Here is a 25,768-nt window from a genome sequence, read left to right as displayed (position 1 = left end):
ATTAACCATTTGGTTTGGGATAAAAAAACACCTCCACAAGGGAGGTGCTTTTGGCAATGAATCGACTACAGGGATTCAGTGAATGTACGTGCGATGACGTCTTTTTGCTGCTCTGCAGTCAGCGAGTTAAAACGTACTGCATAGCCAGAGACACGGATTGTCAGCTGAGGATATTTCTCTGGATGCTTAACCGCATCTTCCAGTGTTTCACGGTTCAGCACGTTAACGTTCAGGTGTTGTCCGCCTTCAATACCTGATTCATGGTGGAAATAACCATCCATCAGGCCTGCCAGGTTCGCTTTCTGGGTTTCTGCATCTTTACCCAGTGCATTTGGCACGATAGAGAAGGTGTAAGAAATACCGTCTTTCGCGTGAGCGAATGGCAGTTTACCGACAGACGTCAGAGACGCGACAGCCCCTTTCTCGTCACGCCCGTGCATTGGGTTCGCACCCGGCGCAAATGGAGCTCCTGCACGACGACCGTCTGGCGTGTTACCTGTCTTCTTACCATATACAACGTTAGAGGTGATGGTCAGGATAGACTGGGTTGGGATCGCGTCGCGGTAAGTTTTCAGCTTACGAATCTTGTTCATGAAGCGTTCAACCAGCTCGCAGGCGATGTCATCCACACGCGCGTCGTTGTTACCAAATTTCGGATAGTCACCTTCGATGTCGAAGTCGATAGCAATGCCGTCTTCGTCACGGATAGGTTTTACTTTCGCGTACTTGATTGCCGACAGTGAGTCAGCTGCAACAGACAGACCTGCGATACCACACGCCATGGTACGGCGAACATCGCGATCGTGCAGGGCCATCAGTGCGGCTTCGTAGCTGTATTTGTCGTGAGAATAGTGAATCGCGTTCAGTGCAGTGACGTATTGTTTTGCCAGCCAATCCATGAAGCTGTCCAGACCTGCCCAGACTTTGTCGAAGTCCAGTATCTCGTCGGTCATTGGTGCCTGTTTAGGACCCACCTGTATCTTCAGTTTTTCGTCCACACCGCCGTTGATAACATACAGCAGGGTTTTCGCCAGGTTCGCACGCGCGCCGAAGAACTGCATGTGCTTACCGACAACCATAGGTGACACGCAACATGCGATAGCGTAGTCATCGTTGTTGAAGTCTGGGCGCATCAGGTCGTCGTTTTCGTACTGGATTGAAGACGTATCGATAGACACTTTCGCACAGAACTTCTTGAAGCCTTCTGGCAGTTGTTCAGACCACAGAACCGTGATGTTTGGCTCTGGAGAAGGCCCCATGGTGTACAGGGTGTTCAGGAAGCGGAAGTTAGTACGGGTAACCAGTGTACGGCCATCAATGCCCATACCACCCATAGACTCTGTCGCCCAGATTGGATCGCCAGAGAACAGCTCATCGTATTCTGGGGTACGCAGGAAGCGAACCATACGCAGCTTCATGACGAAGTGGTCGATGAGTTCCTGCGCGTCTTCTTCGGTGATCTTGCCAGCAGCTAGGTCACGTTCAATGTAAATGTCCAGGAACGTAGAGGTACGGCCCAGAGACATTGCTGCACCGTTTTGGGATTTAACCGCAGCCAGGTAACCGAAGTACAGCCACTGAACCGCTTCTTGCGCTGTTTCTGCAGGACGGGAGATGTCAAAGCCGTATTTGGCCGCCATCTCTTTCATTTGCTCAAGGGCACGGTATTGCTCTTGAAGCTCTTCACGAAGCTGCATCGTCATTTGCAGGTCTTCACCTGATTCCAGTTTCTCTTGCAGAGAGTGGAATTGCTTCGCTTTGTCCTGCATCAGGAAATCGATACCGTACAGGGCAACACGACGGTAGTCACCGATGATACGGCCACGGCCATAGGCATCAGGCAGGCCAGTCAAAATACCAGACTTGCGGCACTTCAGGATATCAGGGGTGTAGATATCGAATACGCCTTGGTTGTGGGTTTTGCGGTATTCCGAGTAGATTTTTTTTACCGTTGGATCCAGCTCACGACCATAAGCCTTACAAGAACCTTCAATCATGCGGACGCCACCGTTAGGCATGATTGCGCGCTTCAGGGGCGCTTCAGTTTGCAGGCCGACGATCTTTTCCAGATCTTTGCTGATGTAACCCGCGTCGTGAGCAGTAATGGTAGAGATAACAGAGGTATCGAAATCCAGAGGGGCATGCGTGGCATTCTCAATCTTGATGCCTTCCATGACTTTATCCCAAAGCTGTTTGGTTGCTTCAGTACCTTCCGTCACTAGGAAAGACTCATCGCCCTCATAAGGGGTGTAGTTTTTCTGAATAAAATCACGAACGTTAACTTCGTTCTGCCATTCGCCGTCAGCGAAACCTTCCCATGCTTTAGCAAATTGCTCAGACATGTTGTACCTACCTTTTTAGTAGAAGAAAACAAGTACTTAGCGACTTTCTTGTCGCCCCACCGTTGAGCCAGTGGCCGTACACGATCATTAGAAAAAACAGTAAAAGCAAAAACAGTCTTCCAAACGCGTTTGATTTTACGCTTTCTCTTCCCAAGATAAACCGTTTTTCGGACAGCTAAAAATAGCTGCCCTGTTTGAACGTTACATCAGCGCAGGGATACCAAACTTACTCTCAAGCATACCCACTGCCAGCATAGCAACCAGACAGATAAGCAATACTGATCCTGGAATCACAATACGGTCTACAAAAGACAGTTTTTTTGCTCGCGCTTTGTTACCGATAAGGCCATTGTTATCAAGCAGCATTGCCAGCGCCCAAGCCAGTACAGGGTTAGCAACCATGGAGGCAAAGATACAGATACCAGCAGACTGCGAGTCTTTGGTTTCACGTACCATTTGTACACCCGCTTCCAGCAGTGGCAGGAATACACCGACCAGCAGGGCAATACGCATCACTGGTGGCCATACCGCTACGTCCATAGGAAAACCCAGGATTGCAATGAACATCACCAAAGAGCCTAACAGGATGGCACCGGCAGGAATGGGACGCTTTGCAATCGCGGCAGGGATCATATAAGTGCCCCAGGAAGAGGTGATGTTACCACCACCCACCGCAGTACCTACCATTTGGCGGACAGAGCACATGGTCATGGTGTCATCCACGTCCATCAGCACTTTTTCTGTCTTCGGTGGGTAGTTCAGTTCCTGGAAAATACGGTGGCCGAGAAAATCCGGTGACCACATGGCAACCGCCAGAATCGCAAACGGCAGCGATGCAATAAAGTGCTGCAGGTTTGGCAGACCCAGCATCCACCCTTGTTCAGTGCTGCCCCACCAGTAAACCGGGTTCAGGTTTGGCAGGCCCATTTCGGTGGTGAAGGTCAGGTCAAAGCCTGCGCCCAGGGCAAGGGCTGACATCAGACCGGTAAATGCACAGGCAGGAATGGCCAGCCAGCGCTTGCCGATACGAGCAAGGTAGGCGTAAAGGATGACGTTAATTGCCAATACAACCAAACCGACGTACCCCATGTTGCCTTTGGCAATGGTGGCTGACTCTAGGCCTTTCGCCCAAGTCTGGATGTCTGAGATTTGACTCATGGCACCGGTAAAACCCAGAAAAATAAGTAAGCCTCCGGCAACCCCTTCACTGGTGAGGTTGACAAGCTTGGAACCGCCTTTGAAGTAACTGAGCATCAGGCCGAACATACCCAGCAGAAGGGCAAGGGCAAGAGGGTGAGCACCGGCCAGGGCAATCGTGCCAATCAGGGGGATCATTGGGCCGTGGTTACCGGCAAGGTTCGCGCGGGGATTGATAAAGCCAGAAGCAAGAACACAGAACAGCAGGGCGGGGATAAGCATTTCTACTCGGGCGACTTCGATCGCAAACTCTTTGCCGAGGTTGATGTGATCCCAGGATTGGGTCAGGCCATCAGCCCAGGACATCATGACGGCTGAGTACATGGCAATAATACCGATGGTGCCTGCCAGAGCGGGGACGAGGTCTTCGAGTTCGAATCGAAAGTCACGGCCTGGCAGATTGAGTTTCCAACGTCGTGGATTCATGATCTGAAGTTCGTGATCCAGATACTCTGAGCGGGTGGCGAACGCGGAGGCAGGTTGATGCTTCGCTTGGTATTCGCTTTGCACCTCCTCGCCGATATGCTCTAGGGGAGCTTGTGTTGACATAAGGTCCTCTTCATATAAAAGCAAACAGATTTGTTTACGCCCCCCGCTTGTTGACGCTTTTATTCAGCAATAATGTGCTGCTGAGAGGAATGTTGCCGGGAGCCAAAATTCGTTATCAGCATACTAACAAACCTCTTTTAGGTAGATTTGATTTAGATCATTTTCATGAAATTAAATTACAGAATGAGACAGAGATCAGAAACTAAAATCCACTTTATTGGCAGGAGTATTGCTGGATTTATCGAATTCAATTCACATTTTGAAATAAAATTACCAGTAATGGTGCGAGGTACGTGCCACAAAACGACACTGACTGGTTAATAAAGAAGTGGCGCTTGTCGCTTTTTTGCACCGTGCTGTTGAACTCAAAAAAGAAGCCTGCACGACTGTTCGGGCAGGCTGGTAGTTGAGGTAGGTATCGAAAAAATCAGGTGACTGGGTGAGCTTTCGCTCGTTGCAGCTTTTTATAGGAGGCCAACAGTTTTTGATGAGCACTGAATGCCGTCAAATCAGCATTTTCCAGCTCCAGGCCATAGAAACGGACATCGCCACATATGGATGCCCAAACTGCGTCAGTGATCGCCTCGCCATACACAAAACCAAAGGCATGACGGTATTCAACCGCATCGCGGTTGTTGTCCTGTGCCAGTTCAAGGCTGGCAATCAGGCAACGCATAAACAGGGTGCGGGCCGGGCTGTAAATGGTAGCGTTGTATTCCAGACTCCAGGTTGCCAGATCCTGTGCCGTTTCCAGATCGCCCATCGCCAGTGCCAGCAGACATTTCAGCTCGCCGATAGTGAGTGTTTTCCACGCAGTGTCGGCATCTGGCAAAATGCCCATCAGTTCACATACCATGTAGCTGTCATCGAAGTCTGATATTTCCAGCACATCGAACAGGGACTCAACGGCTTCATCGCTGAATCCGGTGGCCAGTAGCATCGCCATGGCGTTACGCAGCTCGGTGCCCCGGTTGTTGTTACAAAGTTGCACTTCTTCCGGTGGGTAGATTTCTGACCAGCCTGGCACAATCACACGGCAGCAATTCACACCAAGGTGTTGGTAATCGGCAATGTAGGCATCAGTATCTTCAGCGTGCAGTTTGCCCAAAAGCCATGCCACTTCTTCTTCTGACGAGCCTTCAAAGTTCCATTCGGTAAATGCATAGTCCGGAGTAGATTTAAACATGTCCCAGGACACTGTACCGGAAGAGTCAATGAAATGAGTTTCTAGATTATGGTGATCAGCCACCTCTTCATCATGGAAGGAGGGTGCTTCAAACACATCGAGATCTTTCAGGCTGCGTCCCTGAAGCAGTTCAGTTACCGTGCGTTCAAGTGCAACCTGAAAACGTGGATGTGCGCCCCAGGAAGTAAAACAGGTGCCATTGTGGGGGTTAAACAGGGTGACGCATACCACAGGATACTGACCGCCCATCGAAGCGTCGTAAACCGTGATAGGGAAGCCTTCTGCTATCAGAGCATCTATTGATGCTTTGATGCCGGGATAGCGGGCGATGACTTCCTGCGGAATTTCCGGCATGCTGATGCGCCCGGCGATGATGCGGTTTTTTATGGCGCGTTCAAAGACCTCAGACAGCGCCTGGCTGCGTGCTTCCGTCACCGTGTTGCCTGCTGACATCCCATTAGAGACATACAGGTTGCCGATAATATTCATCGGTATATAAACGGTCTGTTGATCTGTTTGGCGGACAAACGGCAGGGCGCAAATCCCCCGTGTTTCATTACCCGACTGCAGATCAATCAGATCGCTCGCCATCAGGGTCTCATCCTGATCGTAAAACGCACGCATCCTGTCATCGAGCAAGCCTTCGGGCAGGGTGTCGTCATCGGTGAGCGGGAACCATCTTTCATTGGGATAATGCACAAACGGTGCATCCGCTATTTCTTGACCGAGGTAGAAGTCAGCATAGAAATAGTTGCAGGAGAGGCGCTCAAAATATTCACCCAGCGCAGATGCCAACGCGGCTTTTTGGCTTGCTCCTTTACCATTGGTAAAGTTCATGGGGGCATCCACATCACGGATGTGCACAGACCAAACGTTGGGGACAGGGTTTAACCAGGAAATGGGTTGCACGTTAAAGCCTGCTTCCTTCAGTTTGGTTTCAAAATGGTTGATAGACTCTTCTAGGGCAGCGTCTTTACCGGGGATATAGGTTTTCATGGCATTCTCAGTCTCGTTGGAAGGCTCGGAGTATATACCGAAACGACCCTAAACCTGCACTTTGGGTGTTTTCCCCTTTGCGCAGGAAAGTCAGGCAATGTTTGGGAGATAAGGATATGCTGCTTGTCTGCAAAAAATAGACGCTTTTGCAAGCGAAGGATGACTAATCTGCGTTATAGTCGAGATATCAAACCGTTATTGGCTGAAGGATATGAACGTTTTTGGTGTTGGCATCGTGTTGTTTTGTGCAAGTTTACCGGCGTATGCCAGTGATCCGGATTTTGCCCGACATCTCAACCGAATTGAATCTCTGTTATCTGAAGATGCCTTAGATAAAGCCTCGGAGCTGGCCAAGACCATTGTGGCGGACAACGAAGAACAAGCCGCCCTGCACCAGAGGTTGCTCGGTTATATTTATCTTCATGAAGGGGATTATGACCGGGCCTATGTCGCCTATACCCAAGCCCTTTCCTACCGCAAGCTACCCCAAAGCCTGAGGCAGGATGTGTTGGGTGCATTGGTCTCTCTTTCCATGAAGCGGGGCAAGCCGGATGTGGCTGTCCGTTATGGCAAAAAATACATTGACGAGTTTCCACCCTTCCAACCGGTTGAACAGCTTTACACTCGCGCCCTTTTCAGTGAAAAACATTATACCGACGCGTTGGCTCAGGCGAATGCCATGATTGCCCGTTATGCCGACGTGCCGAAGTTTATCTGGCAAATTAAGCTACTCAGTGAAGAACAGCTGCAACAAGACCGTGCCCTGATAAATACCACCCGTGTGCTGCAACAGAAATTTGGTCATGATCTTCGCTGGCAACGAAAAAAAGCGTCCGCTTACGCCAGACTGGGAGAGGTCAGGCAGGCTCTGAAAATCCTTCAGGAAGAAGAAAAAGCCGGGGCGGCGCTGACCGGGCAGGATTATCTTGATATGTCTCAATACGCTAGCTTGCTTGGAAACACAGAGCAGGCAATGGCGCTGTTAAATCAGGGCATTAAGGATGAAAAGATTGCCGTCGACCGTGAAGTGCTGAAACGTAAGTTGCAATACCATATGCAAGCGATGCAATGGTCGGATGCTTGGGAAGTGGCATCTGTTTTGAACAAAGAGCCCGAGCTTTCCCTGTTGAAAGTGCAAACCCGCATTGCTTCCCAGCTCCAGCGCTGGTCGGACGCTGCTGAACTGGCTCAGCAGGCCATTGATATGGGCGGGAGCCGAGATACCTTCCTGTGGGAAATGCTGGGGTACAGTGCCATGAAAACCAACCAGTTTGAACGTGCCCGCTCAGCGTATGAACGCCTGAAAATGCTCGACCCTTCCAGTGATGCAGACGTTTGGCTGGACACACTGGAGCTGATGCAAAAGGATAAGCCCTAATCCGTATTTTCAGTTGGTGTGAGTTCCAATAATTGCATTAACCTTGGCCGCTCAGTGTTCCAAATTGGCGGGACATTTGGGCTGCCGTCAGCATGTTGTCTCCAGCCTTTAAAGCGCGTGGTCGTGAACTCGACCATTTCCAGCTTGTAATAGAGTGGGACGGTGACTTGTTGCTCTGATATACGCAGATGGAGCTGGTTTATCAGTTTCCGCTGCTTTTGGGGATCGGTTTGCAGTAAAAACTCTGACAGCAAGTTGTCGATACGACGGTCCTTAAAATAATGCTTGGCATAGCGCGGTGATGTAGGTTGTTGATAGTGGCTGTTGAACGCAGTATTCAGGTAATTAAACGGTGTCAGACCCGAAAAATAGTTAGTAATGCTGATGTCATATTCAGCCTTTGTCATTCTTGATTCATACTCAGGGAAAGGAATGTCTTCGGTGCTGACGCGCAAACCCACTTTGGCCAACATTTCTGCCACCATATTGGCAACAGAGATAAAATCACTCCATCCTGTCGGAGCAATGATCCGCAGGGTAAAAGGCTTGCCAGAAGGCAATTCGCGGTATCCATCACCATCCATGTCTTTTAAATCCAGAGTGTCCAAAAGGCGTGATGCTACCTGGGGATGAAAGCGAATATAATAAAGATGCTGCTCTGCGGCCGAATTGTCTATCCAATCCTCAAATTTCGATTCCAGTCCACTGGCAAGGGTGGCTTTTTCGCCTTGCCCAAAAATGGCAACATCAATCAAGGTTTTCCGTGTAATTCCCATGGAAACCGCACGGCGAAAGCGCACATCCTGGATAATTTTGCGCATTTCTTCATTCGGGTGCCTGAAGTTGAACATCAGGCTGACGATAGTCGATGGTTTATGGTGATAATGATAGTCGCGTGAGTAGGCGGCATAATTCCGTTCGATGTCAGGAATAAATGCACTGGCCCAGTCAAACTCCCCATTGCTGAGGCGGGAGATCAGTTCGTCATTACTTTTCACCTGGGGGTAACGGATACAATCGACATTCAGCGTGCTTTGCTGCCAGTAATGGGGATTACGGCACTGGACAATATTATTGCTGCTGAAGGCTTTAATATCAGTAAACGGTCCGGTGCCAACTGGATTAGGGTTGAGAAAGAAACGCTTGTTGGAAATACCTTGCCACTGGTGTATAGGGACAATGATCGCCTGTTGTAAATAGTAGGCAATTTGTGCGTTAGGACGGGTTAACGAGATGTATACCTCATTTTTACCATGTTTTTCGATGTGTTTAATCCAGTCGCCGAGTGAATTGTAATCCAGTTCAGGTTCTTTTTTGAGCAGTGACAGGCTGTAGACAACATCATCTGCACTAAAAGGGGTACCGTCAGACCACATAATGCCATCACGCAGGGTCAATATGATGCCTTTCAGATCCGGGGTGAGTGTGTAACTTTCAGCAAGACGGAAATGCACGCCATCATCTTCAAACACCATCAGAGGTTCGAAGATAAAATCACGCGTGGTGGCTAAACGGTCTACTCGGAAGGGATTGTAGTTCCTGACAAAACCGCTCGACAGATCTGGAATGATAGTTAATGTGTGGGGTGATGCTGTGCCGGCGAAAGAGACAAGCGCAATACACAGGGTCAGCAATCGTGACAACATAGCTCTCTCAATATTGATCTATAAGCATATTTTTATCGAAATACACCCTACACTAAGCCTCGCCAACCATCAATCAATTCAAACGATTGATAAATACCCCCAATCTGTTTAATTATGCATTAAAAATGACTTAATTTTTACTTGCTTAAAGGTTAGCAAATTGTTGCTGTGTAAACTGATGGATGTTATTTTCACATAAACGGGCAACTGTAGTGAATTGTGTTGTGGCACGGCAAAAAATCACAATTTATGTCAAAACCATGCTGGGCTTTGACATTCCCAACTGGTAGATATTTCCCAACTGGTAGATATAAGGCACGACGTGCTGACAGAAAGACAGGAGTCAAGCGCATGACGGAAGCAGTAGCGCTACAAGTCAAAGATCTTCACAAGACCTTTGGTCAACACGAGGTACTAAAAGGGATTTCACTGGACGCACACCGTGGCGATGTCATCTCTATCATCGGTTCATCCGGTTCAGGGAAAAGTACGTTTCTTCGCTGTATCAACTTGTTGGAGACACCAACGGCAGGCGAGATCCTGGTCAATGGTGAGCTGATTGAAATGAAAAACGGCCGCCACGGCGAAGCCATACCTGTCAGTGACAAGCAGGTTCAACGTATTCGCTCACGCCTTGCCATGGTATTTCAGGGCTTTAACCTCTGGTCCCATATGACAGTTATCGAAAACGTGATTGAAGCACCTATTCACGTTTTGGGTGTGCCTAAAAAAGAGGCGCTGGAGCGCGCAGAAGCGTACCTGCAGCGTGTTGGTCTCTGGGAGCGCCGTGATTATTACCCCGGTCACCTTTCAGGTGGCCAGCAACAACGTGCTGCCATTGCCCGCGCACTGGCGGTTGAACCGGAAGTATTGCTGTTTGATGAACCCACCTCTGCTCTCGACCCTGAACTGGTTGGGGAAGTGCTGAACGTGATGAAAAGCCTCGCCGAAGAAGGACGTACTATGTTAGTGGTGACCCACGAAATGGCTTTTGCGCGTGACGTATCCAACCATGTGATGTTTTTACATCAGGGATTAGTGGAAGAGCAGGGGAACCCCGCTAAGCTTTTTACAGATCCTGAATCGGAGCGGTTACAGCAGTTTATTTCTTCGATTTACTAACAAACCCCCAATGCGTTTAAACGCATACAGCAGATGGCAAGGGAGTATCGCCATCTGGATAAAATATCCATAAGGAGACGGAAAGATGAAAAAATGGTTAGTGGCTGCTGCAGTTACTGCTGCACTGGGTGCGACAGCTGTTCAGGCAAAAGAGTGGAAAGACGTACGCATCGCTGTGGATGTACCTTATGAACCTTTCGAATATAAAGCGCCAGACGGTACGCTGACAGGGTTCGAAGTGGATCTGGGTAACGCTGTATGTGAAAGCGCAAAACTGAACTGTAGCTGGGTTGTTCAGGCGTGGGATGGCATTATTCCAGGTCTTCAGGCCCGCAAATACGACGTGATCTTCTCATCAATGTCCGTGACGGAAGAGCGTGCTAAACAAGTGCTGTTTTCTGAACCTTACTACAACACCCCAAGCGGCTTTTTTGCACCAAAAGGTTCAGGTCTGAACCCTGCTGATGTTGATTCCCTGAAAGGGAAACGTATTGGCGTTCAGCGCGGCACTATTCAGGACAATCACGCCACAGACACCTACAGCAAGGTTGCAGAAGTGAAGCGTTACACCACCGGTGATGATCTGGTGCTGGATCTTCAAGGTGGCCGTCTTGATATCGTGCTGCTGGATTTCCCGGTAGGTGAGTCTTCCATCCTGGCCGCTAAAGACGGTGACCGTTTTGAAGCCGTAGGCGATAACGTGCAACTGGGCAACGGTGTCGCAGCGGCATTCCGTAAGCGTGATAAAGCGCTGGCAGCGATCTTCAATAAAGCACTGGCGGAAGTCAAAGCTGACGGTACGTATGATGAGATACGTAAGAAGTATTTTGCCTACGACATCAAAATGTGATCCTGCTTCTTAGTTGGAGCGATAGCGGCGTTGCTTGCGCGCGCTAACCCCAATCACATAGGAAACCTATACTCATGGGGATTCACGTGCTCGGCGCCTTGCTCTAGCTCCAACTACGTTGCAGTATCTGCTAGCCGTAATTAACGGTTATCAGCAGATAGTACGGCCTTGATTCGTTAGGGTTCAAGGCTGGTGAAGCGATAGGGTCTGTTGACCTTTGGGGGAGCAGGACTCGCTCCCTTTTGACTGATACGCGAAGGCTGGATACAACAATCCATAAAGCGGTAGTGTCGCTATCGGTTTATTCGTGCAGGAGGAAAGGATGTTAGATCTGCATGGTTACGGCCCCTCTATTTTTATGGGCGCAATTCTGACCGTCGAACTGGCGGTGCTTTCTGCAGTGATTGCCGTATTACTGGGATTGGTAACGGCAATGGCCCGCCTTTCAAAAAACCGTGTTGCCCGGGGCGTGGCGACGCTCTATTCCACCGTAGTCAGGGGAGTGCCTGATCTGGTGTTGATGCTGCTGATCTTTTTCGGCGCACAAATCATGATGAACAATGTCTCTGACTGGCTGTATGAGCAGTATGAGATTGACGTATTTTTCAATATCGACGAGTTCACGGCCGGTGTCTCGACGATTGGCTTTATTTTTGGCGCCTACATGGCAGAAACTTTCCGTGGTGCGTTTCTGGCGGTTGACCGCGGTCAGCTTGAAGCAGGAACGGCGTATGGCATGAGCCCCTGGATGATCTTCCGCCGCATTATGTTTCCGCAAATGATGCGACATGCCCTGCCGGGAATTGGTAACAACTGGCTGGTGTTGGTAAAAACCACGGCACTGGTGTCCGTGATTGGTCTGGCAGACATGACCCGTCTTGCCAAGGAAGCGGCGGGTGCGGTGAACGAACCGTTCAAATTCTTTATTCCGGTAGCGATTGTCTATCTGCTGATCACCTCGGTGTCTGAGCTTGGCCTCAAACGCCTGGAGCGTAAGTTCAGCGCCGGTGTAGTGAGGGGCTGAGGAGACGCGGAATGTTAGAATCTATCTATGCTTATCTCGATCAAAACGACATCTTTACCTCGACCACCATTCTCCATTACTGGAGTGGTCTGACCGTTACCGTACAACTGGTGTTCCTGTCGCTGGTGCTGGGGCTTATTGTCGCCGTGCCGCTGGCAATAGCAAGAACGTCAAAAAATCCCTGGATTAACCGTCCGGTCTGGTTCTTCGTGTATATTTTCCGTGGCACTCCGCTGCTTATCCAGCTCTACCTTATCTACTATGGTGTGGCGACGATTGAAGGGATCCAGCAGTCAATGTTCTGGGCGGTGGTCGAAGATGCGTTTTACCCCTGCCTACTGGCGTTTGTACTTAATACCGCAGCTTACACTATAGAAATACTGCGTGGCGCGATGGTTGCCACCCCGGCTGGGGAAATTGAAGCTGGCAAGGCGTATGGCATGTCGCGCTTTACCATCTTGCGCCGCATTATTCTGCCGTCTTCCTTTCGTCGGGCATTGCCAGCGTACAGTAACGAAGTGATTTTTATGCTGCACGCCAGCTCAATTGCCTCGGTGGTGACCATTATCGACCTTACAGGCGCTGCACGTGATATCTATGCGCGTTTCTACGCCCCGTTTGATGCTTTCCTGTTCGTGGCTGCCATTTATTTGTGCCTGACATTTGCCATTGTGTACGGCTTTAAACGTTTAGAGCATCGCTGGCACAGGCATTTGAGGCCGTTGGAGAGTTAATTAAGAGCTGGCCCTGGATCCTAGGAAAAAAAGGTCCTAGGAAGAGCAAGAGCCTCAGAGTAAGTAAATTCTTTTCGTTTCTAGCTTTTAAGCTCTACGCCTTTCTAGGACCCAGAACCATCTCTTCCTAGGTCCCGCTCTACTTGAATGTGGCCCAGATCGGCGCGTGGTCAGACGGCTTTTCAATGCCCCGCAATTCATAATCAATACCGGTATCGATGCAATCGGCCGCCAGGGAAGGCGTTACCAGGATCACGTCAATACGCAGACCACGGTTGTCATCAAAGCCGCGTGAGCGATAATCAAACCACGAAAACTTGTCATCCACATCCGGATACTGTTGGCGGAAGGTGTCAACGAATCCCCAGTTCATCAAAGTTGCCAGCATTTCGCGCTCTTCTGGCTGGAACGAACACTTGCCGGTTTTCAGCCAGCGCTTGCGGTTGACTTCACCGATACCGATATCCAGATCGAGAGGGCTGATGTTAATGTCGCCCATCACAATCAGCTTCTCGTCATTGGTGTGCGAGGCGTTCAGGTAGGTCATCAGATCCTGATAGAACTTGCGCTTGGCCGGGAACTTGGTTTCGTGTTCGATGTTCTCGCCTTGCGGGAAATAACCGTTCAGCACGGTCAATTCACTGCCGTCTTCTTGCTTGAAGGTTGCCATGATCATACGGCGCTGGGCATCTTCCCCATCGGTCGGGAAACCTTTTTGCACCTGTACTGGTGTTTGTTTACACAGCATCGCTACGCCATAGTGGGCTTTCTGGCCGTGGAAGTAGACCTGATAACCCATGGCTTCGACGTCCTCGACCGGAAAGGCTTCGTCATGCACCTTGATTTCCTGCAGGCCAATCACATCGGGTTGGTGTTTTTCAATCAGCGCCTGAAGTTGGTGAAGGCGGGCGCGCAGTCCGTTGATATTAAAAGAAATAACTTTCATGCTGCTGTACTTCTCTGTTGTCTGACATGCGTTGAGTCGCACCAGTTTATCTGAAATATTCCACCGGCGCAGGACATTAGCGCCCAGCGCTGCGTACACCTTTGGATCACGTTGTTCATTCGAATTTTTAGAATGACTCTGACGACGGATGCCCGCCGACATCCCGGTATGGCTTACATATACTGGAACTAAACGCTGAGAGGAGATGGGTATGGGCAAGTTAGTGGAAGGCATCTGGCATGATGTCTGGTATGACACAGCGTCATCCGGCGGGAAATTTGTGCGTGAGGACGCCGGTTTCCGCTCATGGGTGACGGAGAATGGTGAGGCGGGACCTAGCGGAGAGGGTGGTTTCAAAGCTGAATCCGGCCGTTATCACCTATATGTGTCGCTGGCTTGTCCCTGGGCGCACCGCACCCTGATTTTCCGTAAGCTTAAAGGACTCGACTCCCACATTACGGTGTCTGTCGTTAGTCCGGATATGCTGGAAAATGGCTGGGAGTTCAGCGAGCCTGAGCCGCTATATAGTTTTCGCTACATGTATCAGGTGTACACCAAAGCCAAACCGGACTACAGCGGTCGCGTGACGGTGCCTGTGCTTTGGGACAGGAAAACAGAAACCATCGTCAGCAATGAATCGTCTGAAATCATCCGGATGTTTAACTCTGCATTCAATGCACTGACAGGTAACAACGATGATTATTACCCGAAAGCGCTGCGTGGTGAGATTGATGCATGGAATGACGACATCTATCCCAATATCAACAACGGCGTTTACCGCTGCGGCTTTGCCACCACCCAGGATGCGTACGAAGAAGCGTATGACAACCTGTTTGCAGCTCTGGATAAAGTAGACGAGCACCTTGCGACCCACCGCTATCTGGTTGGCGATCAGATCACTGAGGCGGACTGGCGTTTGTTCACTACTTTAGCGCGTTTTGATCCTGTTTACGTGAGCCACTTCAAATGTAACCGTCAGCAGATTGCGCAGTATGATAATCTCTTTGGTTACCTGAAAGAGTTATATCAGGTTGCCGGCGTGGCGGAGACAGTAGACATTCACCATATCAAACGTCATTACTATTACAGCCACGCTACTATCAACCCCACACAAGTGGTGCCGAAAGGGCCGGTGCAGGATTTAACCTCGCCACATGGCCGGGAAAGTATTGGTCGTTAACGTGATGTTCCTGAAACAAAAAAATCCAGCTCAATGAGCTGGATTTTTGAATGATGGTGGTGGGAGAAGGATTCGAACCTTCGAAGGCTGAGCCGTCAGATTTACAGTCTGATCCCTTTGGCCACTCGGGAATCCCACCATGAATTTTGTTTGCCTGACTGCGGAAATCTTATTGAACATCGCCGCCGGGCTGAATAATGGTGGTGGGAGAAGGATTCGAACCTTCGAAGGCTGAGCCGTCAGATTTACAGTCTGATCCCTTTGGCCGCTCGGGAATCCCACCACGTTTGCGGGGCGCATATTATCAGACGAGAGAGGGCTGTAAAGCATTTTTCTTTAAAATACCGCACGTTTGCTGGTTTTTTCGGCGCTAAAACTGATCATGGAAGGGAAAACGGAGATAACAGAGGATATACACCGTTAACGGATGTGTAGCGGCACAAATCTTTTATCTCATTTACATTTCTTTACCGTACTCAGGATAAGCATGGAGTAGACTACTCCAGGTTGTTATTCATGGTGAATAAAATGAAAAATAAAGTGCTTTTCACTGTCGTTGTGCTTCTTGGCACTGCAAGCTTTTTTGCTTTGCAGGGGCGAAGTGGTGCAGCAGATGAATCTTCATCGCGCCCGGTAAGACCAGCGATTGCTGTTGCCACCGCTGAGGTGGAATCCCGCCCGGTAGCGCGAAGCCTCTCGTTGATAGGAAACCTTAAATCTGAAAACTCGGTGGTCATTGCTTCTGAAGTGGTGGGTAAGATAGACGCTATCTACGTTGAAGCTGGTCAACAGGTCAAAAAGGGCGATCTCCTATTGACGCTTGATAGTGCTAAATCTGAAGCAGCGGTTGCCGAAGCAAAAGCATTTTATAACGACGAAGTGCGCAAGCTCGGTGAATTTTCCAAATTGCATAAACGCGGCGCGTTAACCAAAACGGAGCTTGATGCCCAACAGGCGAGTGCTGACATTGCCAAAGCCCGTCTGGACGCTGCCAAGTCGGAGCTTGACGATCGTTTCATTAAAGCGCCGTTTAGCGGCACAGTGGGCCTTGTTGATATCACCCGAGGACAACTGGTGTCAGTCGGCGAGACCCTGCTTCATCTTGATGACCTGTCGAACATGCAGTTGGATGTCAATGTGCCTGAGCAGTATCTGCCTGAACTCAGTAAAGAAATTAAGGTCGTCGCCCATGCCAAAGCGTGGCGAGGAAAAGCGTTTGAAGGCCAACTGACCGCTGTAGACTCCCGCGTGAGTGACGACTCGCTCAACCTTCGTGCCCGCATCGATATTAACAACGAAGAACGCTTGCTGCGCCCCGGTATGCTGATGGAAGCCACCATGGGCTTTGCACCTGCGGTGAGCGCGGTGATACCTGTTCAGGCCATTGAATATTCTGGCACCAAGCGTTTTGTCTACCGGGTGGATGAGCAAGGCGTTGCCCACCGCACAGAAGTGAAACTGGGGGCCCGTATCGACAATCTGGTCACGGTGGAAAGTGGTCTTGAGATTGGCGATCGCATCGTGGTGCAGGGGCTGGTCAGCATGCGCGATGGCATCAAAGTGAACGATTTAACTGCGAAGGGTGAGGGCAAATAGATGTGGCTCTCAGATGTCTCTGTTAAGCGACCGGTTGTCGCGATTGTCCTGAGCTTGTTGCTGCTGGTGTTTGGTATTGTCTCTTTCAGCAAGCTGGCAGTGCGCGAATACCCGGATATCGACAGTCCGGTAGTGTCAGTGATGACCCGCTATGCCGGTGCCTCAGCCAGTATCATGGAAAGCCAGATCACCCAGGTGCTGGAAGATGAACTTTCCGGTATCAGCGGCATTGAGGAAATCACCTCGGTGAGCCGCAATGGTATGTCGCGCATTACGGTGGAGTTTGATATCGACTGGGATCTGACCGAAGGGGTCAGTGATGTGCGTGATGCGGTGGCGCGTGCACAGCGGCGCCTGCCCGATGAAGCCGACGAACCTATCGTGTCTAAATCCAATGGTTCTGGTGAAGCGTCTATTTATATCAACCTTGCGTCACCGGAAATGGACCGAACCCAGCTCACTGAATATGCCCAGCGGGTGTTGGAAGACAAGTTCAGCCTGCTGAGCGGGGTCAGTTCGGTGGAGCTTTATGGCGCGCTCTATAAAGTGATGTATGTGCGCCTTGACCCGGTATTGATGGCTGGACGCGGCGTAACCACTTCTGATATTACCGACGCACTTCGCCGTGAGAACCTGGAAAGTCCGGGCGGTGAAATCCGCAACGACGTAACCAAAATGACGGTGCGCACCGAGCGTCTCTACCAGACCCCGGAAGATTTCAATTATCTGGTGGTGCGTACCGCAAACGATGGCAGCCCGATTTACCTCAAAGACGTGGCGGATGTTTACATTGGTTCGCAGAACGAGAACGCGACCTATAAAAACAATGGCGTGAACAACCTCAGCCTCGGGATTGTGCCCCAGTCGGATGCCAACCCGCTGGATGTGGCCGTCGCGGTCCGACAATTGGTGGAGGAGTTCCAGCCTTTCTTGCCAGAGGGGACATCGCTCTGGATTGATTATGACTCTACTGTGTTTATCGAACGCTCAATCGATGAGGTTTACAGCACCCTATTTGTGACCGGCGCGCTGGTGGTGTTGGTGCTGTATATCTTTATCGGTCAGGCAAGGGCGACCTTAATTCCTGCGGTGACCGTGCCGGTATCCCTGATTTCCGCGTTTATTGCAGCGTACTTCTTTGGTTTCTCGATTAACCTGCTGACCTTGATGGCATTGATCCTGGCTATCGGGCTGGTGGTTGATGATGCCATTGTGGTAGTGGAAAACATGTTCCACCATATCGAGAAGGGCGAGACCCCGCTGGTTGCCGCATTCAATGGTACGCGCGAAGTCGGCTTTGCGGTAGTCGCCACCACTGCTGTGCTGGTGATGGTGTTCCTGCCTATCTCTTTTATGGAAGGCATGGTCGGTAAATTGTTTACTGAGTTTTCCGTTTTGCTGGCGATGTCGGTGATTTTCTCCTCAGTGGTGGCGCTCACGCTTACCCCTGTGCTAGGCAGCAAAATTCTCAAGGCCAATGTAAAACAAGGTGCGTTCAACCGACTGATTGACAACGTCTTTGACCGTCTCGAGAGGAGGTATCGCTCTCTGGTGACGGTAGCGGTGAATGCGAGATTTGTTGCGCCGCTGATCATCCTTGCCTGTATTGGCGGTAGCGTCTACCTGATGAAAAACCTGCCTGCGCAGCTGGTGCCCCAGGAAGATCGGGGTGTGCTGATGGCATTTGTCAAAGGGGCAGAAGGCACGGCTTACAACCGCATGGTCGGTAACATGGAAGAGATAGAACGCCGGTTGATGCCGTTAGTGGAAAAAGGGCTGCTGACATCCATCAGCATGCAGGCTCCGGCGTTTGGTGGTATGGCTGGCGATCAGACCGGTTTTGTCATCATGCAGCTTGAGGACTGGGACAACCGTGACCAGACCGCAGAGCAAGTATTGGGGGAAGTACGTAATGCCTTGAGCGGTATTCCTGATATCTTTATGCGTGCCTTTATGCCGGGCTTCCGCGGTGGTTCGAGCGAGCCAGTCCAGTTTATTCTGGGGGGGGCTGACTACCAGGAGCTGAACAAATGGGCCCAGGTGATGCTGGATGAAGCCAAAGCCAGCCCCATCTTCCAGGGCGCGGATCTGGATTACGCCGAAACCACCCCCGAACTGGTTGTCCGCGTTGACCGCAAGCGTGCTGCGGAATTGGGCATCAGTGCAGACGAAGTGTCTAACACCATGGAAATCATGCTGGGTGGCAAGAGCGAAACCACCTTTGTCGACCGGGGTGAAGAGTTTGATGTTTACCTGCGGGGTGATGAAACGCGCTTCAACAGTAAAGACGATATCAGCCAGATTTATATGCGTACCCGAAACGGCGATCTGGTGAGCCTTGATACCCTGGCTGATGTGCAGGAAATCGCTTCAGCGCAAACGCTACGCCACTTCAACAAGCAAAAGTCTATTACGCTGACGGCGAATATTGGTGAGGGCTACACGCTTGGCGACGCGTTGAACTTCCTTGATGCCAAAGCGATTGAACTGCTGCCTGCTGATATTTCGATTAGCTATAGCGGTGAATCGGCAGAGTTTAAGGATAACCAGAGCAGCATCCTGATTGTATTTGGTCTGGCATTGCTGGTTGCCTATCTGGTGTTGGCGGCACAGTTTGAAAGCTTCGTCAACCCGCTGGTGGTGATGCTGACGGTGCCGATGGGGATTTTCGGGGGCTTTATCGGCCTGTGGCTGACCAGCCAGGGGCTCAATATCTACTCGCAGATTGGCATGATCATGTTGATTGGTATGGTGACCAAAAACGGCATTCTAATCGTCGAGTTCGCCAACCAGCTCCGTGACCGTGGCGAACCGTTTGAGAAAGCGATTATCGACGCATCTGTGCGCCGTCTTCGCCCCATTATGATGACAGCGTTTACCACCATTATCGGCGCAATCCCGCTGATTATCTCAACCGGGGCAGGTTATGAAAGCCGCGTGGCAGTAGGTACGGTGATTTTTGCCGGGATGACATTTGCGACGACAGTGACCCTGTTTGTGATTCCGGCGATGTATCGCCTGTTGTCTGTGAAGACCCACTCTCCGGGCTATGTGGAAGCGCAGCTCAATGCTGAGCTTGAGAAATGCAAACCTCACCGCCCGGGGCATGGTGATTTTGAACCGCATTAATGAAAACACAGGAAGAGCAGGCCCTAGGTCCGCTCTTTTGTTTTCAAGCATCCGTTGGTATGTTTTAAGACCATAACTACACAACAAAATAAAGGAAGGAAGTCATGTCGGATAAACTGACCCCGGAACAACAAGACCAGTTGGATGCAGCGACGTTTCGCCGTTTGCTGTCTCACCTTGATAGCCACAAAGAAGTGCAGAACATCGATTTGATGATCCTGGCGGATTTTTGCCGTAACTGTCTGGGTAAGTGGTACAAGGCTGAAGCCGATAAGCTGGGTGTAGATGTCAGTGATGAAGAAGCCCGCGAGCGTGTTTATGGTATGCCTTACAGCGAATGGAAGGAAAAGTACCAGTTACCAGCGACTGATGAGCAAATGGCGGCCTATAATGCACGCCAGAAAGCCAAAGAGGGCGAGTAAGCCATCACTATCACAGCAGAAAGCGCCGTTTGGCGCTTTTTTATGCTGTTTCATCAGGAAAGCATCCCGGCTTAACCGCTGTGGATGCCGTTATTTATGCATGTCCAGTTTTGGTGTGATCACCTAGCGACAAAAAGGCTTTTGTGGTCCAGTGATGCCATCACATTCTTTTTGTCACTGAGATAGCCATCCAAGCCTTTCTGGCGAAGGTCACAGGCTGGGCAATCGCCGCAGCCTCTGCCAATCACGCCGTTGTAGCAGGTCAGGGTGTTGTCCCGCACATATTCCAGCTTGCCGTATTTGTCTGCCAGTGCCCAGGTTTCTGCCTTGTTCAGCCACATCAGGGGTGTGCGGATTTCAAGCTCACGGTCCATACCAAGCACCAGTGATTTATTCATCGCTTGCACAAAGTCATTACGGCAATCTGGGTAGCCAGAAAAATCGGTCTCGCACACGCCGGTGATCACAGTCTGTGCGCCCAACTGGTAAGCATAAATACCAGCCAGTGTCAGGAACAGGATGTTGCGTCCCGGTACAAACGAGTTCGGCAGGCCGTTTTCCTGCAATTCATGGGAAACCGGGATATTGTCCCGGGTCAGAGAACTGATCGCCAGTTCGTTTAACAGGCCCACATCCATCACTTTGTGCGATGCAACGTCCAGGGTTTTGGCAACGTCACACGCAACCTCAATTTCCTGTCTGTGGCGCTGGTTGTAATCAAACGTTATGCAATGTACCTCGTCAAACTCAGACAGCGCCTGGATCAGGCAGGTGGTCGAGTCCTGTCCACCGCTGAATACGACAACCGCTTTTTTCATGGCAATATCCTTTTCCGGAATTCTGTATCTTGGGCGGGGAGTTTAATACCAATCAAAGCAAATATCTTCACAATATCTTTCTGATCTGAGGTCAGAGCAATCACTGCAATCGAAAAATGAGCGATGATTTCTCGAATGGGCTTTTATTGTGTGTGGAGGTGTTTCAGCGTTTCCTGATGGGGCGTCGGAATCTTGTCGTGAGTGACCCCATACTTATCTCGCATACTTTTGCTTTTTCAGTCCCTACCTCTAAAGAGTCACATTTATCATCAAAATCAAAACAACCACCCAGTGTTATGGAGGGTGGCTGTTCTGATTCATCAATTAGATGAACTCAGAGGCCAGATAGTTATCAACCAAACTTCTTCAGGTACGCCAGCGTTGGTGTGATATCACCAATATTGGCCTTCACCCATTCCCCATCAAAATAGGTATCAAGGTAACGCTCACCGCTATCGCAAAGCAAGGTAACGATCGAGCCTTTCTCACCGCGTGATTGCATTTCTTCTGCCAGCATCAGTGCGCCATAAAGGTTAGTACCTGTCGAGGCACCCGCTTTGCGCCCCAGCATGTTTTCCAGCCAGTGGATGGTGGCAATGCTGTCGACATCCCTGATGGTTTCCATACGGTCAATCACGCCGGGAATGAAACTGGGCTCAACGCGTGGGCGGCCAATGCCTTCAATGTTTCCGCCGCAATTGAGGGTGATTGCGCTGTCGCCGGTTTTGTAGCAATCGTGGAACACCGAGTTTTCCGGGTCTACCACCATCAGTTGGGTCTGGTGGCAGCGGTAGCGGATAAAACGGCCAATTGTTGCAGATGTCCCGCCTGTGCCGGGGCTCATCACAATCCAGCTTGGCACCGCATAGCGCTCATACTTCATCTGGCTGAAAATGCTGTTGGCGATGTTGTTGTTGCTGCGCCAGTCTGTCGCACGCTCGGCGTAGGTGAATTGGTCCATATAATGGCCGTTCAGCGCTTGTGCAAGGCGACGGGATTCCGCGTAAATCTCATTAGAACGCTCAACAAAGTGTGCTTCGCCGCCGTAAAACTGGATTTGTTCGATTTTCTTCTTCGCGGTTGAGCGTGGCACCACGGCAATAAAGCGAAGACTAAGCAAGCGGGCAAAGTAGGCTTCTGAAATGGCTGTGCTGCCGGATGATGCCTCGATGATGGTGGTGTCTTCTTTAATCCAGCCGTTACACAGGGCGTAGAGGAAAAGTGAGCGTGCAAGGCGGTGTTTCAGGCTACCCGTTGGGTGGGTGCTTTCATCTTTCAGGTAGATGTCGATCTCCGGAAAGTAGGGAAGATCAAGCTTGATCAGATGGGTGTCCGCAGAGCGCTGGAAATCGGCTTCGATTTTTCGAATTGCCTCGCAAACCCAATGTGAAGAACGAGCAGGGACAGTTACTTCAGTCATTATTGCCACACTTTTTGATTTGGATACCCACATGATGCCGTGTCCGGGTGTATCCCATGGGTATAGTTACCTGATTACTGACAATATAATCGGTAGCTGGAAGGAAAGTTTTGCCATTTTTTGTCTATTTATCGTTTATTTTAGAAAAATAATTCTATTATCGACGACATAGAGGAAAAATATTCTCCTGCTTTGAGTGTGGGAGAATGTTTAACCTAATTTTGCGGAAATGGTAAAAAATCATGACAATTTCACTGGATAATATCGATCGCCAATTGTTAGATTGGTTACAGCGTGATGCATCGTTGTCACTGTCAGATCTGGCAGAGCGGGTTAACCTCACCACCACACCTTGTTGGAAGCGCCTGAAACGTCTTGAAGACGGCGGTATTTTGCGAAAGCGTGTTGCCCTTTTAGACCCTGAAGCGCTGGGACTCTCGTTCACTGCCTTTGTCCAAATTAAAACCGCTAACCACTCTGAAGTTTGGTACCGCAAGTTTGTGGATGTTGTCACCCCGTTTGCTGAAGTGATGGAGTGCTATCGCCTGGCGGGAGAGTATGACTACATGCTGAAAGTGCAGGTTGCGGATATGGCGGCCTTTGACCGCTTCTATAAAAAACTGGTGAACAGTATCGATGGCCTCACCAATGTGACCTCAACTTTCGCAATGGAACCGTTGAAGTACACCACCGCTTTACCGCTTTAAACAGATCTCGCCGGGTAAAGGCCGGGCGGGAAACGATTGACCAGTTCACCCAGCGAACTGGTGCAAAGGAAAGACCTGGCCTGCCAGCTCTATGTGCCGGGATACCAGTCTGCGAGGCAGAGGTATCTCAAGGCTCGTCAGCCACTTACCGGCGTGCAAATCTCGACCAGATAGCCATTCAGGTCACGCACATACGCGATGGTTTGTCCCCACGGCATGTGCTCAGTGTCTTGTACCAACTCAGCGCCGGCTTCAAGTGCCTTGGCAAGGTGTCCAGCGACATCCCCGGTTTCAAACGCGATTTCGAAATTCGGGGATTGTGCGTTGCCGGAACTTGGGTGTTTGCCAAGCGAGGTCATCAGTTCAAGGGAAGAAAATGCCAGCTTGGTTTCGCCGGTATCCAGCTCACCATAATCGCCGCTTTCGTGCAGGAAAGCCCGCGTGAACCCAAACGCTTTCTCGTAAAACGCCAGCGTTTGTTCCACGCTGGGCACATAGAGAATGGTGTATCGAAATTTCATCGTCTGCTCTCCTTGTCAGTGTTGAATCTAAGTCAGTATGAACCAAAGGGCGGGGGGGAGGGGCTTGAAGATTCCCTACAGCCACCCCACTGCAACGGCGGGTTACCCTTTCGGGGTCTGGCGCATCAGGCCTTCCTGAATGGCGGAGGCCACCAGTTCACCTTTCTGGTTATAGATCTCACCGCGCACTAAACCGCGTGAACCACTGGCAGATGGGCTGTCGATAGCAAACAGCAGCCATTCATCCATACGGAATTCACGGTGGAACCACATGGCATGATCAATGGTGGCGACTTTCAGCCCCGGAGTCATCAGGGTAACGCCATGCGGTTGCAACGCGGTGACCAGAAAACCCCAGTCAGAGGCATAGGCCAGCAGATACTGGTGAACCCGCAAATCGTCATCCATCTTGCCATTGGCACGAATCCACAGGTATTGCTTCGCTTCCTGTTTTCCAGGCGCAAGGGGATTAATCACCACCGCTGGGCGAACTTCAATCGGGCGCTCACCGCCAAAGGTTTCCAGCACTTTTTTCGGCAGATGCTGGGCAATTGAATCCACCAGTTGTTTTTCTGACATCAGCCCTTCCGGCCCCGGCACCTGAGGCATCGTAAACTGGTGTTCGAAACCCGGTTCGTTCATGTGATAAGAGGCGGTGAGGTAGAAGATGGGTTTACCAAACTGCACGGCTTTTACCCGCCGGGTACTGAAACTTTTCCCGTCGCGCAGGTTTTCCACGTCATACACAATGGGCTTTTCCGGATCGCCAGGACGTAGGAAGTAACTGTGGAAAGAGTGAACGAAACGGTCGCCCGGCACAGTGCCTTTGGCGGCAGAAAGTGCCTGGCCAATCACCTGTCCGCCATACACCTGTGGCAGGCCGAGATGTTCACTTTGCCCGCGATAAATGCCTTCTTCGATTTGTTCAAGCTTCAGCAGCGCTAATAATTCTTCCAGTTTTGTGCTCATTGTTTTCCCTTGGTCGATTTAGTGTGCAGTTAGCCACGTTCTTGACAGAAAAATAACAGATTCCTCGCATTTTGCCGCTTATAACGAACTTTATCAGCGGCTATGCTCTCTAAGGCGTATGAAGGCAAAACAAAAAAACGGTTTTACCTTGCTGCGAACGAGAAACGTGTGATTTTAAATCCACAAATTATGAATGGTTTACCGTGCGACAGTGTTAAACTATTGCGTGTTTTGTCAGTACAATTGAAGCGTATACCCTTGGGAGTTTTACCATGAAAAAGGCCTTTTTTGGATTTTTTGCAGCGTTAACGGCGTTAGCCTTTACTGCCTGTACTGACATTATCAGGGACCCAGACATGGCGACAGTGACCGGTGAAGTATACTACCTACAGCGTATCGCGTTGCCAGACAATGCAAAACTGACCGTCACTCTTGCAGACGTTTCCCGCGCGGATGCGCCGATGGAAGTGATCAGCAGTCAGTCCTACATGACAGAAGGCCGTCAGGTGCCGTTGCCATTCAGCCTGAGCTATTCACCGTCTGAGATCAAATCCGGCCATACTTATAACGTCAGCGCACGCATTGAAATCGACGGGAAACTTGTTTTTATCAGTGACACCGCCACTCATGTGATTAACGACCCGGCCCAGACTCAGGATGTGAAGGTGCAGGTAGTCAGCGCGGCGCGTTAACCCTCTTTAGGCAGGTTCACCATCCCAACGGAAACGGCGCAAGGAAACGGCGCCGTTTTCTTTTACCTCAACGCCATCATCCAGCAGCTTTTCTCTTTGCCTTTCAAACGCTTCACCTTTCAGAGAAATCCGGCCACTGCCATTAATCACCCGAAACCAGGGCAGCTTGGAATCCTTGGGCAGTGAAGAAAGCAACTTACCGACATGGCGCGCATGGCGGGGAAACCCGGCTATTTTTGCGACATCACCGTAAGTTGTTACTTTTCCTGGGGGGATTTGAATAAGCACTGCATAGATTTGGTCATCAAAATTGGGCATATTGAAACGAATAGAGACATAATCAT

Annotated in this window: 21 protein-coding genes and 2 tRNA genes; 11 read left to right on the top strand and 12 right to left on the bottom strand. The window is 50.4% G+C overall.

What is annotated here, in order from left to right:
• Positions 1–65: 65 nt before the first annotated feature.
• The 3 genes from pflB to ycaO form a co-directional block, all read right to left on the bottom strand.
• A complete protein-coding gene (pflB, locus tag AC6IB1_RS12705) occupies positions 66–2,342 on the bottom strand; it encodes a formate C-acetyltransferase (RefSeq protein WP_497566970.1) in 2,277 nt (758 codons plus the stop codon).
• A gap of 201 nt (positions 2,343–2,543) precedes the next feature.
• Positions 2,544–4,088 carry a DUF3360 family protein gene (locus tag AC6IB1_RS12700; protein ID WP_115659986.1) on the bottom strand — a complete coding sequence of 515 codons (1,545 nt, stop codon included), beginning with the start codon at positions 4,086–4,088 and terminating at the stop codon, positions 2,544–2,546.
• Between the two features lie 427 nt (positions 4,089–4,515).
• A complete protein-coding gene (ycaO, locus tag AC6IB1_RS12695; RefSeq protein WP_497566969.1) occupies positions 4,516–6,270 on the bottom strand; it encodes a 30S ribosomal protein S12 methylthiotransferase accessory factor YcaO in 1,755 nt (584 codons plus the stop codon).
• Between the two features lie 211 nt (positions 6,271–6,481).
• Here ycaO and AC6IB1_RS12690 point away from each other — a divergent pair, with 211 nt between their 5' ends.
• A complete protein-coding gene (locus AC6IB1_RS12690; protein ID WP_497566968.1) occupies positions 6,482–7,648 on the top strand; it encodes a tetratricopeptide repeat protein in 1,167 nt (388 codons plus the stop codon).
• Here AC6IB1_RS12690 and AC6IB1_RS12685 read toward each other — a convergent pair.
• Positions 7,645–9,294 carry an ABC transporter substrate-binding protein gene (locus tag AC6IB1_RS12685; RefSeq protein WP_497566967.1) on the bottom strand — a complete coding sequence of 550 codons (1,650 nt, stop codon included), beginning with the start codon at positions 9,292–9,294 and terminating at the stop codon, positions 7,645–7,647. The genes AC6IB1_RS12690 and AC6IB1_RS12685 overlap by 4 nt on opposite strands.
• Positions 9,295–9,645: 351 nt before the next feature.
• Here AC6IB1_RS12685 and AC6IB1_RS12680 point away from each other — a divergent pair, with 351 nt between their 5' ends.
• From AC6IB1_RS12680 to AC6IB1_RS12665, 4 genes are all read left to right on the top strand, one after another.
• Positions 9,646–10,416 (top strand): ABC transporter ATP-binding protein, encoded by a 771-nt coding sequence (locus AC6IB1_RS12680; protein ID WP_497566966.1) that lies wholly within the window; start codon positions 9,646–9,648, stop codon positions 10,414–10,416.
• Positions 10,417–10,501: 85 nt separating this feature from the next.
• Entirely contained in the window at positions 10,502–11,266 is a 765-nt protein-coding gene (locus AC6IB1_RS12675; RefSeq protein ID WP_497566965.1) for a transporter substrate-binding domain-containing protein, read from the top strand.
• A 322-nt stretch (positions 11,267–11,588) separates the two neighbouring features.
• Positions 11,589–12,290 carry an ABC transporter permease gene (locus tag AC6IB1_RS12670; protein ID WP_497566964.1) on the top strand — a complete coding sequence of 234 codons (702 nt, stop codon included), beginning with the start codon at positions 11,589–11,591 and terminating at the stop codon, positions 12,288–12,290.
• Between the two features lie 11 nt (positions 12,291–12,301).
• Positions 12,302–13,024 (top strand): ABC transporter permease, encoded by a 723-nt coding sequence (locus AC6IB1_RS12665; protein ID WP_497566963.1) that lies wholly within the window; start codon positions 12,302–12,304, stop codon positions 13,022–13,024.
• Positions 13,025–13,163: 139 nt separating this feature from the next.
• Here AC6IB1_RS12665 and xthA read toward each other — a convergent pair whose 3' ends face one another.
• Positions 13,164–13,970 (bottom strand): exodeoxyribonuclease III, encoded by an 807-nt coding sequence (gene xthA, locus AC6IB1_RS12660; RefSeq protein ID WP_497566962.1) that lies wholly within the window; start codon positions 13,968–13,970, stop codon positions 13,164–13,166.
• A gap of 211 nt (positions 13,971–14,181) precedes the next feature.
• On the opposite strand from xthA, the gene AC6IB1_RS12655 reads away from it, so the two are divergent.
• Positions 14,182–15,150 carry a glutathione S-transferase family protein gene (locus tag AC6IB1_RS12655; protein ID WP_497566961.1) on the top strand — a complete coding sequence of 323 codons (969 nt, stop codon included), beginning with the start codon at positions 14,182–14,184 and terminating at the stop codon, positions 15,148–15,150.
• A gap of 54 nt (positions 15,151–15,204) precedes the next feature.
• Here the strand turns inward: AC6IB1_RS12655 and AC6IB1_RS12650 are convergent.
• Together AC6IB1_RS12650 and AC6IB1_RS12645 are read right to left on the bottom strand one after the other, a co-directional pair.
• A tRNA-Tyr gene (locus AC6IB1_RS12650) sits at positions 15,205–15,289 on the bottom strand.
• 59 nt (positions 15,290–15,348) lie between these two features.
• Positions 15,349–15,433 (bottom strand) — tRNA-Tyr (locus AC6IB1_RS12645).
• A 245-nt stretch (positions 15,434–15,678) separates the two neighbouring features.
• On the opposite strand from AC6IB1_RS12645, the gene AC6IB1_RS12640 reads away from it, so the two are divergent.
• The 3 genes from AC6IB1_RS12640 (at position 15,679) to AC6IB1_RS12630 (ending at position 20,297) form a co-directional block, all read left to right on the top strand.
• A complete protein-coding gene (locus AC6IB1_RS12640) occupies positions 15,679–16,746 on the top strand; it encodes an efflux RND transporter periplasmic adaptor subunit (RefSeq protein ID WP_497566960.1) in 1,068 nt (355 codons plus the stop codon).
• Positions 16,747–19,875 carry a multidrug efflux RND transporter permease subunit gene (locus tag AC6IB1_RS12635; protein WP_497566959.1) on the top strand — a complete coding sequence of 1,043 codons (3,129 nt, stop codon included), beginning with the start codon at positions 16,747–16,749 and terminating at the stop codon, positions 19,873–19,875. It begins immediately after the preceding gene.
• Positions 19,876–19,979: 104 nt separating this feature from the next.
• The gene (locus AC6IB1_RS12630) at positions 19,980–20,297 is read left to right on the top strand and encodes a DUF1244 domain-containing protein (protein ID WP_497566958.1); all 318 of its coding nucleotides are present in this window, start codon (positions 19,980–19,982) and stop codon (positions 20,295–20,297) included.
• A 119-nt stretch (positions 20,298–20,416) separates the two neighbouring features.
• Here AC6IB1_RS12630 and queC read toward each other — a convergent pair whose 3' ends face one another.
• Positions 20,417–21,115: a 7-cyano-7-deazaguanine synthase QueC gene (gene queC, locus AC6IB1_RS12625; RefSeq protein ID WP_497566957.1), complete on the bottom strand. Its 699-nt coding sequence runs from the start codon at positions 21,113–21,115 to the stop codon at positions 20,417–20,419.
• A gap of 352 nt (positions 21,116–21,467) precedes the next feature.
• Positions 21,468–22,535, bottom strand: a complete 1,068-nt coding sequence (locus AC6IB1_RS12620) for a PLP-dependent cysteine synthase family protein (RefSeq protein ID WP_497566956.1) — start codon at positions 22,533–22,535, stop codon at positions 21,468–21,470.
• 242 nt (positions 22,536–22,777) lie between these two features.
• Here AC6IB1_RS12620 and AC6IB1_RS12615 point away from each other — a divergent pair, with 242 nt between their 5' ends.
• Positions 22,778–23,242: an Lrp/AsnC family transcriptional regulator gene (locus AC6IB1_RS12615; protein ID WP_497566955.1), complete on the top strand. Its 465-nt coding sequence runs from the start codon at positions 22,778–22,780 to the stop codon at positions 23,240–23,242.
• 137 nt (positions 23,243–23,379) lie between these two features.
• Here AC6IB1_RS12615 and AC6IB1_RS12610 read toward each other — a convergent pair whose 3' ends face one another.
• Positions 23,380–23,763 (bottom strand): VOC family protein, encoded by a 384-nt coding sequence (locus AC6IB1_RS12610; RefSeq protein WP_497566954.1) that lies wholly within the window; start codon positions 23,761–23,763, stop codon positions 23,380–23,382.
• 102 nt (positions 23,764–23,865) lie between these two features.
• On the bottom strand, positions 23,866–24,732 hold the full coding sequence (gene tesB / locus AC6IB1_RS12605) for an acyl-CoA thioesterase II (RefSeq protein WP_497566953.1): 867 nt from the start codon (positions 24,730–24,732) through the stop codon (positions 23,866–23,868).
• 272 nt (positions 24,733–25,004) lie between these two features.
• On the opposite strand from tesB, the gene AC6IB1_RS12600 reads away from it, so the two are divergent.
• Positions 25,005–25,424 carry a YbaY family lipoprotein gene (locus AC6IB1_RS12600; protein WP_497566952.1) on the top strand — a complete coding sequence of 140 codons (420 nt, stop codon included), beginning with the start codon at positions 25,005–25,007 and terminating at the stop codon, positions 25,422–25,424.
• A 6-nt stretch (positions 25,425–25,430) separates the two neighbouring features.
• On the opposite strand, the gene AC6IB1_RS12595 is transcribed toward AC6IB1_RS12600, so the two are convergent.
• Complete coding sequence (locus tag AC6IB1_RS12595) at positions 25,431–25,742, bottom strand: MGMT family protein (protein WP_497569140.1); 312 nt, start codon at positions 25,740–25,742, stop codon at positions 25,431–25,433.
• Positions 25,743–25,768: the final 26 nt, after the last annotated feature.

The sequence above is a fragment of the Grimontia sp. THUN1695 genome, from assembly GCF_059704325.2.
Note: the sequence above shows the minus strand (reverse complement) of the source record. Positions and strands in the feature narration are given on the sequence as shown.

Excerpts from the sequence above, each read along its gene's own strand:
- AC6IB1_RS12700 (WP_115659986.1), bottom strand. The coding sequence starts at position 4,088 with ATGTCAACACAAGCTCCCCTAGAGCATATCGGCGAGGAGGTGCAAAGC.
- ycaO (WP_497566969.1), bottom strand. The coding sequence starts at position 6,270 with ATGAAAACCTATATCCCCGGTAAAGACGCTGCCCTAGAAGAGTCTATC.
- AC6IB1_RS12620 (WP_497566956.1), bottom strand. The coding sequence starts at position 22,535 with ATGACTGAAGTAACTGTCCCTGCTCGTTCTTCACATTGGGTTTGCGAG.
- xthA (WP_497566962.1), bottom strand. The coding sequence starts at position 13,970 with ATGAAAGTTATTTCTTTTAATATCAACGGACTGCGCGCCCGCCTTCAC.
- AC6IB1_RS12665 (WP_497566963.1), top strand. The coding sequence starts at position 12,302 with ATGTTAGAATCTATCTATGCTTATCTCGATCAAAACGACATCTTTACC.
- AC6IB1_RS12655 (WP_497566961.1), top strand. The coding sequence starts at position 14,182 with ATGGGCAAGTTAGTGGAAGGCATCTGGCATGATGTCTGGTATGACACA.
- AC6IB1_RS12595 (WP_497569140.1), bottom strand. The coding sequence starts at position 25,742 with ATGCCCAATTTTGATGACCAAATCTATGCAGTGCTTATTCAAATCCCC.
- AC6IB1_RS12615 (WP_497566955.1), top strand. The coding sequence starts at position 22,778 with ATGACAATTTCACTGGATAATATCGATCGCCAATTGTTAGATTGGTTA.
- queC (WP_497566957.1), bottom strand. The coding sequence starts at position 21,115 with ATGAAAAAAGCGGTTGTCGTATTCAGCGGTGGACAGGACTCGACCACC.
- AC6IB1_RS12670 (WP_497566964.1), top strand. The coding sequence starts at position 11,589 with ATGTTAGATCTGCATGGTTACGGCCCCTCTATTTTTATGGGCGCAATT.
- tesB (WP_497566953.1), bottom strand. The coding sequence starts at position 24,732 with ATGAGCACAAAACTGGAAGAATTATTAGCGCTGCTGAAGCTTGAACAA.
- AC6IB1_RS12600 (WP_497566952.1), top strand. The coding sequence starts at position 25,005 with ATGAAAAAGGCCTTTTTTGGATTTTTTGCAGCGTTAACGGCGTTAGCC.
- pflB (WP_497566970.1), bottom strand. The coding sequence starts at position 2,342 with ATGTCTGAGCAATTTGCTAAAGCATGGGAAGGTTTCGCTGACGGCGAA.
- AC6IB1_RS12690 (WP_497566968.1), top strand. The coding sequence starts at position 6,482 with ATGAACGTTTTTGGTGTTGGCATCGTGTTGTTTTGTGCAAGTTTACCG.
- AC6IB1_RS12640 (WP_497566960.1), top strand. The coding sequence starts at position 15,679 with ATGAAAAATAAAGTGCTTTTCACTGTCGTTGTGCTTCTTGGCACTGCA.
- AC6IB1_RS12675 (WP_497566965.1), top strand. The coding sequence starts at position 10,502 with ATGAAAAAATGGTTAGTGGCTGCTGCAGTTACTGCTGCACTGGGTGCG.
- AC6IB1_RS12610 (WP_497566954.1), bottom strand. The coding sequence starts at position 23,763 with ATGAAATTTCGATACACCATTCTCTATGTGCCCAGCGTGGAACAAACG.
- AC6IB1_RS12630 (WP_497566958.1), top strand. The coding sequence starts at position 19,980 with ATGTCGGATAAACTGACCCCGGAACAACAAGACCAGTTGGATGCAGCG.
- AC6IB1_RS12635 (WP_497566959.1), top strand. The coding sequence starts at position 16,747 with ATGTGGCTCTCAGATGTCTCTGTTAAGCGACCGGTTGTCGCGATTGTC.
- AC6IB1_RS12680 (WP_497566966.1), top strand. The coding sequence starts at position 9,646 with ATGACGGAAGCAGTAGCGCTACAAGTCAAAGATCTTCACAAGACCTTT.
- AC6IB1_RS12685 (WP_497566967.1), bottom strand. The coding sequence starts at position 9,294 with ATGTTGTCACGATTGCTGACCCTGTGTATTGCGCTTGTCTCTTTCGCC.